Source organism: Bartonella sp. CL70QHWL, from assembly GCF_042194855.1.
In the GTDB taxonomy this organism is placed as follows: Bacteria; Pseudomonadota; Alphaproteobacteria; order Rhizobiales; family Rhizobiaceae; genus Bartonella.
The window spans coordinates 63345-79182 of record NZ_JBHINJ010000006.1 but is presented as its reverse complement, the minus strand read 5'-3'; the positions used below and the strand labels follow the sequence as shown (position 1 = coordinate 79182).

Below are 15838 nucleotides of genomic sequence, written 5' to 3'. Positions count from 1 at the left end.
GGTGTTAAATTATGCGAGCAGAAATAGAAACATTAGTTGATAAAATCCAGAAAGCAATACAATTGCTAAGGGGGCATCTTTGACTGGGATCAATCACTAAAGCGTCTCGAATATCTTAATCAAAAAGCAGAAGATCCATCATTATGGGATGATGCACAACGAGCACAGGATATGATGCGTGAGCGTCAACGTCTTGATGATTCAATCAATGGTCTTTTATCATTTACAAAAACACTTGAAGAATGCATTGAGCTTATTGCGATGGGCGAAGAAGAAAGTGATGTTGAAATTATCGCTGATGCAGAAAGATCAATACGTAATCTTAAAAATGAGATAGATAAAAGGCAAATTGATGTACTTCTTTCAGGAGAAGCAGATCCGAATGATACCTATTTAGAAGTTCATGCTGGAGCAGGGGGAACAGAAAGCCAAGATTGGGCTTCTATGCTCTTACGTATGTATATGCGCTGGGCTGAACAGCATGAAATGAAGGTTGAAATTTTAGAAATTCATGATGGAGAAGAAGCAGGAATAAAGTCAGCGACTATTCTTGTAAAAGGGCATAATGCTTATGGAATGTTAAAAACAGAATCAGGCGTTCATCGTTTAGTGCGGATTTCTCCATTTGATTCGAATGCAAAGCGCCATACCTCTTTTGCAAGCATTTGGGTTTATCCAGTTATTGATGACAATATTGAAGTTGATGTTTCAGAGGCAGATGTGCGTATTGATACATATCGTGCATCGGGAGCAGGAGGACAACATGTTAACACGACAGATTCTGCTGTTCGCATCACGCATATAAAAACGGGTATTGTTGTTCAATGTCAAACAGAGCGCTCTCAACATAAAAATCGCGCTACGGCTTGGTCGATGTTGCGTGCACGGCTTTATGAAGAAGAGCTTAAAAAAAGAGAAGAAGAAACCAATGCTGCTGAATCTTCTAAAACAGAAATCGGATGGGGACATCAAATTAGATCTTATGTTCTTCAACCCTATCAGCTTGTCAAAGATTTGCGTACAGGAATTGAAAATACGGATCCACAATCCGTACTTAATGGTAATTTAGATGCATTTATAGAGGCAGCACTCGCACGGCGCATTTATAGACAAGACAAAAAAATTGAGGATATTCGTTAATTATATATCCTTCCTTCAAGCCATGTAGATTTTTTCTTAAGCTGTTCGTTTTATTGATGTTGTGATGTTACGATAGTCCTTGATACTTTAAAGGTTTAAAGAGGGATTTTCTTGTTTCTTTCTTCATTTTTTTTCTCACACGCCAATTCTGCTTATGATATTGCAAGTGATAGGAAGAATCTGAAATAAGAAAAATTTGGGATATTCGGGGGACTAATATAAATGTAAAACAATTCATTATCCTTATAAATCAATATATTGTAAAAATTGAATCCGTTGAAAAACTAAAATCAATTAAGGAGGATAACTTTTGCTTTTTAAGGCAAATCAAACACTCAATTTACAAGTTACCATTATGATATAAAAGTGTTGCAGTAGCTAAAACATTTTCAGCATGCCCAGATACGCTTACTTTACGCCATTCTTCTGCTATTATTCCATTTGCATCAATTAAAAAAGTGCTCCGTTCAACTCCCATATATTTGCGTCCATACATGCTTTTCTCAACCCAAACACCATAAGCTTCGAGGGTTGTTTTTTCTTCATCAGAAACCAAGATGACATCAAGTTCATGTTTTACTTTAAATTTATCATGTTTTTTTACATTATCTGGAGAGATTCCAATAACAGAAACACCGATTTCATCAAATTTCATCTTTAATTTTGTGAAATCAAGTGCTTCGCTTGTGCAACCACTAGTGTCATCTTTTGGATAAAAATATAAAACAACAGACTTTCCTTTAAAGTCAGAAAGACATACCATCTCTCCTCCATCGCGCGGCAAATTAAAATCAGGAGCAAGAGCACCTTTCATTGGTCTTGTCATTATTTTCATCTTTCTTGTGTAACAGGTATAAGATATCAGAGTACACAGAAGAAAAGAACTATTCAACTCTCTAGAATATTATTGTTTTGAAGAGACCTTTATTTCCTAACAAAACTCGCCCTATCACAACAATTGAATTGAAAAAACAAGGTTGACAACATAAACAAAACAGCAAAAGATTATACTGGTTTCATCACAACATGTTTTTTCTTACCAAAAGAAAGTTTAACGGTTCCTTCTGCACTGACATCCCCTTCAATAATAAGATGTGTTTCATCCTCAATAATTTGATCATTTACACGGACCCCCCCACCTTGAACGTGTCGGCGTGCCTCACTATTAGATCTAGCGAGTCCTGCTTGTACTAAAAGAGTGAGCAATCCAACACCTTTTTTTAATTCTGAGGCATTAATTTCAACAGTTGGAAGATTTTCTCCTAGAGTTTTTTCTTCAAACGTTTTGCGAGCTGTTTCTGCTGCTGCATCAGCAAGAACACGTCCATGCAACATTGCTGTAATTTCTGTTGCAAGAATTTTTTTTGCTTCGTTAATTTCTGTCCCTTGTAATAGAGAAAGTTTAAGAATCTCATCCATTGGCAATGGAGTATAGAGCTTTAGAAATCGTGTTACATCAGCATCTTCTGTATTGCGCCAGTATTGCCAAAATTGATAAGGTGAAAGCTTATCCGCATTCAGCCATACAGCCCCATTCAATGATTTACCCATTTTGGCACCGGAAGAGGTTGTCAGCAATGGTGATGTTAACGCATATAATTGCGGTGTTCCTAAACGATGCCCTAATTCGATTCCGTTAATAATGTTGCCCCACTGATCAGAGCCCCCCATTTGCATACGCAATCCATAACGTTTATAAAGTTCAACAAAATCATAAGCTTGCAGAATCATATAATTAAACTCTAAGAATGACAAAGAGTGCTCACGCTCAAGTCTGAGTCTAACGGAATCAAATGACAACATACGATTGACAGAAAAATGTTTTCCTACATCACGCAAAAATTCTAAGTAGTTTAAATTGCATAACCATTCCGCGTTATTCACAATACAAGCATCGGTTTCTCGGTCACCGAATGTCAAATAGTTAGCAAATACCTTTTTAATACCATCAATATTTTCAGCAATATCATTTTGTGTCAGAAGGCGTCGCGCTTCATCTTTGAAAGAAGGATCACCAATCAATCCAGTTCCTCCACCCATTAAAGCAATGGGGCGATGACCTGTTTTTTGTAACCAATAAAGCATCATAATCTGAAGAAGACTTCCAGCATGTAAACTCGATGCTGTTGGGTCAAATCCAGTATAAGCGCTTACAGTTTCTTTTGAAAAAAGATCATCTAAGCCTTTTTCATCTGAAATTTGGTGGATAAAACCACGTTCGCTCATAATGTGTAAAAAATCAGATTTAAAGGCAAACACAGATTTAATTTCCTAATTTAAGAGTGCATTATTTTATAGAATAGGCGATTATATAATGAGTTATTAATGCGTTATCTATCATAACTGACACACACCTCACAAGAGAAAGAGACATATTGGTAATGTAAAGATAATAATACAGGTATTATTTCCTTTTTACACTAAAAAAGAGCCTTATCAGTGATAGAAAACAGGTATGCTGTTATTCTCATTTCTATCCTGAAATAAAATTTAGAAAAATTTTAAATGCAAATGGAAAAAATTACTTTGTTATGATCAGAAACGACTTTTGCTAATTTTTTATAAATCTATCGTATTTTCCTAAGTTAGTGAAAGTATTTCAGGAGGAGGAGCGAGAAGTTCATTGGAGATATGGTTATCCAAATAGTGGGCACATCGCTCAATAAGTTCTTCATGACAACCACTGAAAAAGTGATTAGCCTCTTCCAATATTTCTTGTGTGATGATGATACCTTTTTGTGTTTTTAATTTATCGACAAGTATTTGAACATCTTTTGGAGGGGAAACTTTATCGATACCGCCATGAATGATAAGCCCAGAGGAGGGACAAGGTGCAAGAAATGAAAAGTCATAAACATTAGGCTGAGGGGCTACTGAGATAAATCCCTCAATTTCCGGTCGGCGCATTAAAAGCTGCATACCAATCCATGCTCCAAATGAATATCCTGCTACCCAACAATTTTTAGAATCTGGATGTTGTGTTTGCACCCAATCGAGAGCAGCAGCAGCATCTGAAAGTTCTCCTATTCCATAATCAAATTCACCCTGACTACGACCAATACCACGAAAGTTAAAACGTAAAGTTGTAAATCCACGTTGTTGGAACATATAAAAAAGGTCATAGACAATTTTATGATTCATAGTTCCACCAAATTGGGGATGAGGATGCAAAATAATCGCAATGGGTGCATTTTTTTGTTGTGAAGGTTGATAACGTCCTTCGAGCCGACCCGCAGGACCGTTAAAAATAATTTCTGGCATAAAATGCTCCTTAAATGCAATAAAAGGCTTTCATTGATCTTGGTCGACTTTTACCATAGAATCTCTTAAATAATTATTAGATATTCTTTTTTTAGTGCACTTTTCAAGAAAATTGCGCTATTTTTTTAATCAATTCATAAGATTAATGATTGCGATGTAAAATGGTTATAAAACGCCGATATTTTGATCATAACGCAACAACACCACTCAAAAAAGTGGCACGAATAGCGTTACTGGAATCTTTAGAAATATTTGGTAATCCATCATCTGTTCATAAGGAAGGGCGTGCGGCTAAAACTTTGTTGCAAAAGGCTCGTCGGCAAATCGCTGAAAATCTTAAAACAGATCCAGATCACGTGGTATTTACCTCTGGTGCGAGTGAAGCCGCAATGACTTTGTTAACACCCTTTTACAATATGGGGAATGCAAAAGTTAAATTTTCTCGTCTTTACCTTGGAGCGACTGAACATCCCTCTGTGGCAGAGGGAGGACGTTTTTCTAAAGAGTTGATAAGCGTCATTGCTGTTGATCAAGATGGGCTCATACAACAAGATAAATTAACATCACTCTTAACGGTTCATGATAAAACAAAAGGTTTACCTCTTGTTGCTATTCAAGCTGCAAATAGTGAAACGGGTGTTATTCAACCATTAACAGAAATCGCCGCTATTGTTCGGGATTTAGGAGGCACTCTTATTGTTGATTTGACACAATATGTAGATAAAAATTTTGTGGATATTAATCAGCTAGGAGGAGACTTTTTTATATTGTCTGCACATAAAGTTGGCGGTCCGAAAGGAATCGGTGCTTTTGTTTCATGTGGTAATCTTCTCATGCCACACCCTCTTATTACTGGGGGAGGACAAGAAAAAGGTCTCCGTGGAGGAACAGAAGCATTGCCCCTTATTGCTGCTTTTGGGGCAGCGATAACTGATTGCTTCACACAGGAGGAAATAAAACAGTTAATATATTTACGCAATAAATTAGAAAATGGACTACAAAGAATAAGTAAAAATGTTGAGATTTTTGGCAAAAGAGTTCAACGTTTGCCAAATACAACTTACTTTACCGTGAAAAATATAAAAGCTGAAACGATGCAAATTGCTTTTGATTTAGAAGGGTTTTCTTTATCATCCGGCTCTGCTTGTTCTTCGGGAAAAGTAAAACAAAGCAAAGTGTTGGAGGCAATGGGGTATCATGTTCCAAATGGTGCCATTCGCATTTCGCTAGGGCGTGGCACAACTTCTGAAGATATTGATGATTTTCTGTCGTTTTTTTCTCAAATTATAAGCAGGAAAAAAGGGGAAGATTTATCATCAGAAAGTTATAAAAATTAGAATTATTTTAAAAATAAAATAAGTTTGATTGAAATTTTTGCACTTTACCTATAGCCTAGAGATAACTTGCTTACTTTAATCTTGTAAAAAACAAGACTTTAGTTACCGGTTTTTGACGCCAAAAAATGGAGAAAATTTATGCCGGCAGTACAAGAAACGATACGCCAAGTACGTGAAATAGATGTTGACCAATATAAATATGGTTTTGAAACCAATATTGAAACCGATAAAGCTCCAAAAGGCTTAAATGAGGATATTATCAAATTTATTTCCGCTAAAAAACATGAGCCTGAATGGATGCTAACATGGCGCTTAAAGGCTTACCGCCGTTGGCTGACGATGCAAGAGCCTCATTGGGCGCGTCTTGAATATCCTAAAATTGATTTTCAAGAGCTTTATTATTATGCTGCTCCAAAAAATCATACAGGACCAAAATCTTTGGATGAAGTGGATCCTGAGTTATTAGCAACATATGAAAAACTTGGCATTCCCCTTAAAGAACAAGAGATTTTGGCAGGAGTAAGAAAACAGTCTGATCCCTCCACTTTTGATGACAGTATGTCTGTATCGGGGCAGGTGGCTGTTGATGCAGTCTTTGATTCTGTTTCTGTTGTAACAACATTCAAAAAAGAGTTGGCACGCGCCGGTGTGATTTTTTGTTCTATTTCAGAGGCGATTATTGAACATTCTGAGCTTATGAAAGAATATTTAGGAACAGTTGTACCTATAAGTGATAATTATTATGCGGCCTTAAATGCAGCTGTCTTTACAGATGGTTCATTTGTTTATATTCCCAAAGGGGTTCGTTGTCCTATGGAGCTTTCAACTTATTTTAGGATTAATGAACGTAACACTGGCCAATTTGAACGAACATTGATTATCGCCGCTGAAGATTCCTATGTTTCTTATCTTGAAGGGTGTACAGCACCCCAACGTGATGAAAACCAACTTCATGCTGCTGTTGTTGAGCTTATTGCCCTTGAAAATGCAGAGATTAAATATTCTACAGTACAAAATTGGTATCCTGGCGATAGAGATGGAAAGGGTGGTATTTATAATTTTGTGACGAAGCGTGGAGATTGTCGAGGTGATAGCTCTAAAATTTCATGGACACAAGTTGAGACTGGTTCTGCGATTACTTGGAAATATCCATCTTGCTTACTCCGTGGTAATAATGCGCGTGGAGAATTTTATTCTATTGCCGTTGCAAACGGTCATCAACAAATTGATTCCGGTACAAAAATGATTCATTTGGGAAAAAATACTTCCAGTCGCATTATTTCCAAAGGTATTTCTGCAGGTTTTTCAAATAACACGTATCGAGGACAAGTCACAGCTCATCGAAAAGCACAAAATGCGCGTAACTTTACGCAATGTGATAGTTTGTTAATCGGGAATGATTGTGGTGCACATACAGTTCCTTATATTGAAGCAAAAAATGCAACAGCTCAGTTTGAACATGAAGCCACAACATCAAAAATTTCTGATGACCAACTTTTTTATGTTATGCAGAGAGGAATTCCCGAAGAAGAAGCTATCGCATTAATTGTAAATGGTTTTGTAAAAGAGGTCATTCAAAAACTTCCCATGGAATTTGCTGTCGAAGCACAAAAGCTTATTGGTATTAGCCTTGAAGGTAGTGTTGGATAATTTTATTTAATTAGATAAATAGAAGACTTTATGTAAAAAGGCTGTAACAGTAGCATATAATGCTAAAAATGACCTCTATGCTAATTACAAAAGTAGATGGATGCTAAGGCAAAATAATCCGCATCTGTATCTGAAAAAACAGCCAAAACAGGATTAAATTATGTTAGAGATAAAAAATTTGCACGCCCGTATTGCTGAGACCGATACAAAAGTTATTCGTGGTTTAAACTTGACAGTTCAAGATGGAGAAGTTGCCGCTATCATGGGACAAAATGGAGCCGGAAAATCAACTTTGTCTTATTTACTTGCTGGTCGTGATGATTATGAAATAACAGAAGGAGATATTCTCTATAATGGGCAATCACTTTTAGAAATGGATCCAGCAGAACGTGCTGCATATGGTGTTTTTCTTGCATTTCAATATCCAATGGAAATACCAGGGGTAGCAACAATGGAATTTTTAAAAGTTGCGATGAACTCTCAACGCAAAGCACGAGGTCACGAAGAACTTAAAATTCCTGAATTTATAAAATATGTTAAAGAAGTTTCAGCCAAACTTGAAATAGATATGGATATGCTAAAGCGTCCATTAAATGTAGGTTTTTCAGGTGGAGAAAAAAAACGCGCTGAAATTTTACAAATGGCACTTCTTGAACCTAAACTTTGCATTTTAGATGAAACGGATTCTGGTTTAGATATTGATGCACTAAAAATTGTTGCAGATGGTGTTAATAAACTTCGGGATTCAAAACGTTCATTTCTGGTGATTACCCATTATCAACGGCTACTTAATTATATTATTCCTGATACGGTACATGTTCTTTATAAAGGACAAATTATCAAAAGCGGTGATAAATCCTTAGCGCTTTATTTAGAGGAAAATGGGTATGCTGATCTTATCAGGGAAGCGGTTTGAGGTTATTAAATATGAATACACAGCAAAACTTGTTAGCGGTTGAAGAAAATATCCTCAGTAATTTTAATCAGTATGTAAACGACTTACCTGGTGATAAAGCTGTACAGGAAATCCGCAAGAAAACTATTGAGCAGTTTCAAATGACACGGCTTCCTTCCCGTAAAATCGAAAGATGGCATTATACCAATCTGCGTACCTTACTGAAGTCTATTAGCAATTTTTCAAAAGTTCAAGACAATCAATTGGTTGATGCATTGCTTTCAGAAAGTGCTGTTTTCTCCATAAACAATGGAAAAACATCGATAGAGTCAAAGGTAGACAATATTACAGTAAAACGCCTTTCAGACGCATTAGAAGATAATTCTGTGCAGATAAATCAAAACATTTCTGATGAAGATTTTATTGGACAGTTAAATACAGCTTTTGTTACAGATGGTTGGCTTTTTCACATCCCTGAAAATACAAAGTTAAATATACCCATTGAATTACAAAATATACAAATGGGGGGACAATCTCATATTTTTTCGGATATAAAAGTTGATAAAAATAGTCAAGTTATGTTTATTGAACATCAGGTTGGCAATGATAAAGATACCTTTGTCAGTTCAATATTTTCATTAAGTATTGCTGCTGATAGTGATGTTACGTGGATTCTCATTCGCAATCGTGATTTTAATTCTACACAATTTGGTCGATTTTGTGCTGTTCTTGATCAAAGAGCAAAGTTATCACTTTATGTCATTAATATAGGGAGCCAATTAAATCGCCAAGAAATCGATATTGAATTACAGGGAGAAGAATCTAATTTTCAATTACGCGTCATAAATTTATTATCAGGACAAACACATAGTGATCTTACAATGACTGTTCGTCATGTGGAAGAAAAGTCAACATCAACCGAAATTATACGCAATGTGGTTACAGATAAGGCTGTTGGTGTTTTCCAAGGAATAATACGTGTTTCTCAAAAAGCGCAAAAAACAGATGCACGCATGGCTTGTAATAGCCTTATTCTTTCAGATGATGCAGAATTTAATGCAAAGCCTGAACTGGAGATTTTTGCTGATGATGTTGCGTGCGGTCATGGTGCAACAGTTGCTAATATTAATCATGATTATCTTTTTTATCTTATGGCGCGTGGTATCCCATTTAAAACGGCTCGTGCACTTTTGATTAAAGGATTTATCTCTGAGCTCATTGATGACATCAAGCAGGATAAGATTCAAATCGTTTTGGAGAATATCATTAGTAAATGGCTTGAAAAAAATGTTTAAGGTAGAAAAAATGGAAAATAACGTACAAACATTTACTTATAATGTCGAAGAAATTCGGCGTGATTTTCCTATTTTACACCATCAAGTTTATGGAAAGCGATTAGCATATCTTGATAGTAGTGCTTCTGCCCAAAAACCAATGTCAGTACTCAATGCAATGAATAATTATTATCACTATAGTTATGCTAATGTGCATAGGGGAATGTATTTTTTAGCCAATATAGCAACACAATCTTATGAAAATTCTCGTGAAACCGTTCGTGTTTTTCTAAATGCTCAAAAAGCTGAAGAAATTGTTTTTACGAAAAATGCAACAGAAGCTATTAATACTGTTGCTTATGGTTGGGCGATGCCAAAACTCAAAGAAGGTGATGAGATTGTTCTAACGATCATGGAACATCATTCAAATATTATTCCTTGGCATTTTCTCCGTGAACAAAAAGGTGTTAAACTTATTTTTGTTCCTGTCGATGAAAATGGTGTTCTGCACATTGAAGATTTCCAAAAGGCTTTAAGCGAAAAAACGCGGCTTGTTGCTATAACGCATATGTCCAATATATTAGGAACTGTGCCTCCTGTTAAAGAGATTATTAAACTAGCACATCAAAATTCTATTCCGGTTCTTGTTGATGGTTCTCAAGGAGCAGTACATTTAACCGTTGATGTGCAAGATCTCGATTGTGATTGGTATGTCTTTACAGGTCATAAGCTTTATGGTCCCACTGGTATTGGTGTTTTGTATGGTAAAGAAGATAGATTAGAAGAAATGCGTCCTTTTCAAGGGGGAGGGGAAATGATCGAGGAGGTAACAACCGATAAGGTGTTTTATAATGCTCCTCCTTACCGTTTTGAAGCAGGTACCCCTCCTATCGTTGAAGCTATTGGATTAACTGCGGCTATTGATTATATACAAGAGAAAGGTCGTAGCACGATTCATGCCCATGAGAGGTCCCTTTTAGCTTATGCGCAGGAAAAACTTAAAATGGTTGAGTCATTGCGTATTTATGGTCATTCTCCCAATAAAGGAGCTATTATATCATTTACAATTGAAGGAATTCACGCCCATGATATCGCTATGTTTATTGATAGAAAAGGGGTTGCAATACGTGCGGGAACTCATTGTGCACAGCCTTTATTACAGCGCTTTGGTCTAACATCTATTTGCCGCGCATCGTTAGCCATGTATAACACTAAAGAAGATATAGATCAATTGGTAGAAGCATTGCAAGAAACAAGGACATTTTTTAATGGCTGAATTAATTGAAGAGCGTCATTCTACAGAATCTGTTGAAACTGTAAGTGAAAATAAAAAATCTTACATATCAGCAATTCCAGCAGATGAAATTGATCGTATGACGAATGATATTATTGCTGCTCTTAAAACAGTTTATGACCCAGAGATTCCTGCTGATATTTATGAGCTAGGACTGATTTATCGTATTGATATTGAAGATGATCGTTCAGTAAAAATTGAAATGACTCTTACAGCACCGGGATGCCCTGTTGCTGGTGAAATGCCGGGGTGGGTAGAAAATGCAGTCAGTGCAGTTGAAGGGGTTTCGTATGTTGAAGTCACTATGACTTTTGATCCACCATGGACACCTGATTGTATGTCAGAAGAAGCTCAAATTGCTGTCGGATGGTACTAAAAGTATATTGTTAAGAGACTCTAATTTAGCCATTCATGAATAAGCTGTTTACTTTTCACAAGCATTTGAATTTAAGGACGATCGCATGAGTTATAATAAACAAAAACTAGAACTCACTTGGATTGGAAAAGAAAAACGCCCAAAACTAGAGCCTCGTATCTTATTAGAGGATCTTGAAAAATCTTATCACGCTTCGCATCAAATATCATCCCAAGATATTTTTGATAATAAACTTATTTTTGGTGATAATTTGCTCGCGCTCAAAGCGCTTGAGAAAGAATATACGGGGAAGGTAAAATGTATCTATATCGATCCGCCTTATAATACAGGCAATGCCTTTGAACATTATGAAGATGGTTTAGAGCATTCCATATGGCTCAGTCTTATGAGAGACAGGCTAGAATTGTTACATCATTTACTGGCGGATGATGGAAGTATCTGGATATCAATTGATGATGATGAACAAGCCTATCTTAAAGTGATGATGGATGAAATTTTTGGTCGCCAAAATTTCATCAACAATATTATTTGGCAAAAGAAATATGCTCCACAAAATGATACAAAATGGCTTTCCGATAACCATGATTTTATCATGGTTTATGCCAAAGATAAAACGATTTGGCGCCCTCAATTGCTTCCTCGTTCAAACAATATGGATGCGCGCTATAAAAATCCTGATAATGATCCTCGCGGTCCTTGGAAATCTGGAGATTTATCCGTAAAAAGAGTAACACCTAAGGATATTTATGAAATCATCACACCTTCTGGACGCAAGGTAATGCCTCCTAATGGTAGAAGTTGGGCTATGAATAAAAAAAAATTCTTTGAATTATTGAACGATAATCGTATTTGGTTTGGTCCAACAGGAAGTAATGTTCCTTCTATGAAACGTTTTTTATCAGAAGTAAAAAATGGTATGGTTTCAATGACGATTTGGCTCTATACAGAAGTGGGACACAACCAAGATGCCAAAAGAGAAGTCAAAGTTTTTAATTCTGATAATGTCTTTACAACTCCCAAACCTGAGCGGTTAATGGAACGCATCATTCAACTTGCCACTAATCCTGGTGATCTTGTTTTAGATTCTTTTGCGGGTTCCGGCACAACCGGTGCTGTTGCCCATAAAATGGGAAGAAAGTGGATTATGATTGAACTTGGTGAGCATTGTCACACCCACATTATCCCTCGTTTAAAACAAGTCATTGATGGAACTGATCAAGGGGGAATTTCCAAAAGTGTCAATTGGCAAGGTGGCGGTGGATTTCGCTATTATCGCCTTGCACCTTCTCTGTTACAAAAAGATCCATGGGGACAATGGATTATTAGTCGCGAATATAATGCTGCGATGCTTTCAGAAGCAATGTGCAAACATATGGGATTTACCTACTCACCTGATGAAAATCATTATTGGATGCAAGGGTATTCAACCGAAACAGATTATATTTATGTCACAACAAGCGCTATGACCCATGAACAACTCCGTATAATGAGTGAAGAGGTAGGCTCTCATCGCACGTTGCTGGTTTGTGGTACAGCCTTTGATACAAAATCAGCATCCTTTGAAAATCTGACACTCACTAAAATCCCCCGTGCAATATTAGAAAAATGCGAATGGGGAAGGGACGATTACAGTTTAAATGTAGCCAATCTTGAACCAGTGATTGTGGTAAAAGAAAACAACAAAAATAAAGATATTGCGCAAGCAGAATTAGATCTATTTGAATAATATATAAAAAGCGGAGTTTTTCATGAACACTGTTGAAAAAAGGATTTCTGCTCGCTTATCGTTACGTGATCCTCAACGTGAATCTTTAAATATTTTGGTAAAAATCTTAGAAAATATAGAGCTTTCTAAAAATGCTGATTTGGTTGCAGAGTTAGAAGTGATAAAAAATCTTTATCCTTCTGTGCAAGATTTTGAACGAAACTTTCCCTCTTTTTGTTTTGCCTTAGCAACAGGTGTTGGGAAAACGCGACTTATGGGGGCTTTTATTAGCTATCTTTATTTAACAGGTCGTAGCCGACATTTTTTTGTTTTAGCGCCAAATTTGACTATTTATGAAAAGTTAAAACAGGATTTTAGTCCCCAAAGTCCAAAGTATGTTTTCAGTGGAATGAGTGAATTTATTGCCAATAGACCCGTTATTATTACAGGTGAAGATTATGAAAGTGGTAAAGGTATTCGCGTTGATGAACACCATTTTGAAGGACAAAAGCGTTTGTTTGAGAATAGAGATACGGCCTTTATCAATATTTTTAATATTTCTAAAATTAATACAACAGATAATAAAAAAGGCGCACTAAAATCTAGTATTCCGCGAATTAAACGCTTACAAGAAACGATTGGTGAAAGTTATTTTGATTATCTCGCAAATCTTCCTGATTTAGTTTTGTTAATGGATGAAGCACATCGTTATCGAGCTTCTGCTGGTGCGGCAGCAATTAATGAGTTAAAACCTGTTTTAGGAATAGAGCTTACAGCGACACCAAAAACAATAGGTGCAAAACCCGTAGATTTTAAAAATGTTGTCTATAGTTATTCACTTGCAGAGGCTATGAGGGATGGTTTTGTAAAAGAGCCTGCTGTTGCTACACGTAAAGATTTTCAACCTCAAAATTATACATCTGAACAATTAGAACATATCAAATTACAAGATGCAATTCATGCCCATGAAAACGTGAAAGCAGATTTAATTGTCTATGCAAAAGATTATAACAAAAAGTTCGTTAAGCCTTTTATTTTAGTTGTCGCTCAAGATACAAATCATGCACAGAAATTGCGTGATTTATTGGAATCAGATGATTTTTTTGCAGGAGCTTATAAGGGAAAAGTTATAGAGATTCATACAAAACAGTCGAATATAGAAGAAGATCAAAATATTCAAAAGCTGATTGCAATTGAAGATTCTCATAACCCAACAGAAATTGTTATTCACGTTAATAAATTAAAGGAGGGGTGGGATGTTACTAATCTCTATACTATTGTACCGTTGCGTGCATCGGCTTCAGAAATTTTAACAGAGCAAACAATTGGGCGCGGATTGCGTTTGCCTTATGGGTATAGAACAGGCGTGGAAGCTATTGATCGTTTAACAATTATTGCGCATGATCGTTTTCAAGATATTATTGATCGTGCAAACGATCCAAACTCAATTATAAAAAAGCATATTGAGATTGGAAGAGAGGGGGATGTACCCTCTGAAAAGTCAGATATTGTGACGGTTCCATGTCAAGTAGAAGCTTTATTGATGCAAACGATGGTAACACGTAATTCCGATATAAATGGAGCATCTGATTTACAAGGTATCATATTACGTAATCCAGATTCCCCTACATTAACGCCTGAAGAGCGAGATATTGCAGCGATCGCGTGGGATCTTATCAAAGAGAATGATAAATTGCCAAGTTCTCAAATGCTTTGTTCTGCACAGATACAAGAAAAAATTGCTAATAAAGTTATGAATATTAAGCCTTCATCACAAAAGTCTCTTGTATCAAAAGTGGTGACAATTCTGACAAAACAATTAACAGAACTGATAATAGATATTCCAAATATTATACTCATATCTTCGCGTGATGTTACTTATGGTTTTTATGATTTTGATTTAAAAAATCTAGAAAGTTTAAATTTTCAACCTGTTAGTAAAGAACTTTTAATTCGAGAATTGCGTACCCATAAAAGCATTTTTCTTACTTCTAAGAATGAATATGTAAAAGAGCCTTATCTTGAAAACTACATCATTCGTGGTTTGATTGATAATGACTTTGTTGATTATGATAACCATACGCTCTTATTACGAAAATTAGCTAGTCAGATAGTAGAACATTTCCGATCTTATTTACCCAATGATACAGCTGTTGAGAACGTATTAATTCACTATCAGCACAAGCTTACTAGTTTTATTGTTGCGCAATTAAGAGAACATCAATGGGAAACGCAAAAAGATTATGCGGTTAAAGTTACACGAGGTTTTGCAACTTTATCACCTATCCATTATGTGTTACCGCAAGGGACGTCTCCTCTTGATTTTCGTAATATTCCTGCCATTAAAAGTGATATTAAAAAACTTGTATTCAGCGGCTTTAGAAAATGCTGTTATCCTTTACAAAAGTTTGATTCAGTAGAAGGGGAATTACGATTTGCTCAAATATTAGAGGATGATGCACAAGTCTTGAAATGGATGAAACCCGCTCGAGGTTTTTTCAGAATAGAATATGATAAAGGATCGACTTATGAACCGGACTTTGTTGTAGAAACGAAGGATGCCAAATATCTTTGTGAGCCTAAAAAAGCCTCTGAAATGCAAAATCCTATTGTTTTAAAAAAGAGAGAAGCTGCAGTTCAATGGTGTTGTCATGCAACGCGCTATGCGGCGACTTATGGCGATAAAAAATGGTATTATGTTCTTATTCCCCATGATGCTATTAAAGCAAATAGTAGTTTTGAAGGTTTGTGTGCAGAGTTTACCATTTCAGAATCTATACTTGAGAGCTCGTAACTTTTTGCTTCAAAAATAAAACACATAAGTTTTTTAATTGACGGGTGTGAGGTTCAATCAAATGTTTGAATAATTATTTTTAACTTTTTTCTAACGACGTTAAAATAAAAAG

The 15838-nt window shown here is 36.0% G+C and carries 12 protein-coding genes; 9 read left to right on the top strand and 3 right to left on the bottom strand.

Annotated features, from left to right (window positions below; translation table 11 throughout):
- Positions 1 to 11 precede the first annotated feature (11 nt).
- Positions 12 to 1140 (top strand): peptide chain release factor 2 gene (prfB, locus tag ACFIJZ_RS04310; protein WP_375631147.1). Its coding sequence is split into 2 segments (ribosomal slippage): positions 12 to 80 and positions 82 to 1140, totalling 1128 coding nucleotides; the frame shifts between segments, so codons are not numbered across the junction.
- A 340-nt stretch (positions 1141 to 1480) separates the two neighbouring features.
- On the opposite strand, the gene ACFIJZ_RS04305 is transcribed toward prfB, so the two are convergent.
- The 3 genes from ACFIJZ_RS04305 to ACFIJZ_RS04295 form a co-directional block, all read right to left on the bottom strand.
- Positions 1481 to 1966 carry a peroxiredoxin gene (locus tag ACFIJZ_RS04305; RefSeq protein WP_273791260.1) on the bottom strand — a complete coding sequence of 162 codons (486 nt, stop codon included), beginning with the start codon at positions 1964 to 1966 and terminating at the stop codon, positions 1481 to 1483.
- 179 nt (positions 1967 to 2145) lie between these two features.
- On the bottom strand, positions 2146 to 3399 hold the full coding sequence (gene tyrS / locus ACFIJZ_RS04300) for a tyrosine--tRNA ligase (RefSeq protein ID WP_375631146.1): 1254 nt from the start codon (positions 3397 to 3399) through the stop codon (positions 2146 to 2148).
- A 321-nt stretch (positions 3400 to 3720) separates the two neighbouring features.
- A complete protein-coding gene (locus ACFIJZ_RS04295; RefSeq protein ID WP_273791258.1) occupies positions 3721 to 4401 on the bottom strand; it encodes an alpha/beta hydrolase in 681 nt (226 codons plus the stop codon).
- Positions 4402 to 4562: 161 nt separating this feature from the next.
- Here ACFIJZ_RS04295 and ACFIJZ_RS04290 point away from each other — a divergent pair, with 161 nt between their 5' ends.
- The 8 genes from ACFIJZ_RS04290 (at position 4563) to ACFIJZ_RS04255 (ending at position 15726) form a co-directional block, all read left to right on the top strand.
- A complete protein-coding gene (locus tag ACFIJZ_RS04290) occupies positions 4563 to 5738 on the top strand; it encodes a cysteine desulfurase family protein (RefSeq protein WP_375631145.1) in 1176 nt (391 codons plus the stop codon).
- A gap of 138 nt (positions 5739 to 5876) precedes the next feature.
- On the top strand, positions 5877 to 7388 hold the full coding sequence (gene sufB / locus ACFIJZ_RS04285) for a Fe-S cluster assembly protein SufB (RefSeq protein ID WP_375631144.1): 1512 nt from the start codon (positions 5877 to 5879) through the stop codon (positions 7386 to 7388).
- Between the two features lie 160 nt (positions 7389 to 7548).
- Positions 7549 to 8304 carry a Fe-S cluster assembly ATPase SufC gene (gene sufC, locus ACFIJZ_RS04280; RefSeq protein WP_273791255.1) on the top strand — a complete coding sequence of 252 codons (756 nt, stop codon included), beginning with the start codon at positions 7549 to 7551 and terminating at the stop codon, positions 8302 to 8304.
- Positions 8305 to 8315: 11 nt separating this feature from the next.
- A complete protein-coding gene (gene sufD / locus ACFIJZ_RS04275) occupies positions 8316 to 9578 on the top strand; it encodes a Fe-S cluster assembly protein SufD (RefSeq protein ID WP_375631143.1) in 1263 nt (420 codons plus the stop codon).
- Positions 9579 to 9588: 10 nt separating this feature from the next.
- The gene (locus tag ACFIJZ_RS04270) at positions 9589 to 10833 is read left to right on the top strand and encodes a cysteine desulfurase (protein WP_273791254.1); all 1245 of its coding nucleotides are present in this window, start codon (positions 9589 to 9591) and stop codon (positions 10831 to 10833) included.
- On the top strand, positions 10826 to 11227 hold the full coding sequence (locus ACFIJZ_RS04265) for an SUF system Fe-S cluster assembly protein (protein ID WP_273791253.1): 402 nt from the start codon (positions 10826 to 10828) through the stop codon (positions 11225 to 11227). The genes ACFIJZ_RS04270 and ACFIJZ_RS04265 overlap by 8 nt, the downstream gene beginning before the upstream one ends.
- An 85-nt stretch (positions 11228 to 11312) precedes the next feature.
- A complete protein-coding gene (locus ACFIJZ_RS04260; RefSeq protein WP_375631142.1) occupies positions 11313 to 12953 on the top strand; it encodes a site-specific DNA-methyltransferase in 1641 nt (546 codons plus the stop codon).
- Between the two features lie 22 nt (positions 12954 to 12975).
- Positions 12976 to 15726 carry a DEAD/DEAH box helicase gene (locus tag ACFIJZ_RS04255; protein WP_375631141.1) on the top strand — a complete coding sequence of 917 codons (2751 nt, stop codon included), beginning with the start codon at positions 12976 to 12978 and terminating at the stop codon, positions 15724 to 15726.
- Positions 15727 to 15838: the final 112 nt, after the last annotated feature.

Bases quoted from the DNA above. Each gene is read 5' to 3' on its own strand.
- ACFIJZ_RS04305 (WP_273791260.1), bottom strand. From the start codon at position 1,966: ATGACAAGACCAATGAAAGGTGCTCTTGCTCCTGATTTTAATTTGCCG.
- ACFIJZ_RS04295 (WP_273791258.1), bottom strand. From the start codon at position 4,401: ATGCCAGAAATTATTTTTAACGGTCCTGCGGGTCGGCTCGAAGGACGT.
- ACFIJZ_RS04290 (WP_375631145.1), top strand. From the start codon at position 4,563: ATGGTTATAAAACGCCGATATTTTGATCATAACGCAACAACACCACTC.
- sufB (WP_375631144.1), top strand. From the start codon at position 5,877: ATGCCGGCAGTACAAGAAACGATACGCCAAGTACGTGAAATAGATGTT.
- sufC (WP_273791255.1), top strand. From the start codon at position 7,549: ATGTTAGAGATAAAAAATTTGCACGCCCGTATTGCTGAGACCGATACA.
- sufD (WP_375631143.1), top strand. From the start codon at position 8,316: ATGAATACACAGCAAAACTTGTTAGCGGTTGAAGAAAATATCCTCAGT.
- ACFIJZ_RS04270 (WP_273791254.1), top strand. From the start codon at position 9,589: ATGGAAAATAACGTACAAACATTTACTTATAATGTCGAAGAAATTCGG.
- ACFIJZ_RS04265 (WP_273791253.1), top strand. From the start codon at position 10,826: ATGGCTGAATTAATTGAAGAGCGTCATTCTACAGAATCTGTTGAAACT.
- ACFIJZ_RS04260 (WP_375631142.1), top strand. From the start codon at position 11,313: ATGAGTTATAATAAACAAAAACTAGAACTCACTTGGATTGGAAAAGAA.
- ACFIJZ_RS04255 (WP_375631141.1), top strand. From the start codon at position 12,976: ATGAACACTGTTGAAAAAAGGATTTCTGCTCGCTTATCGTTACGTGAT.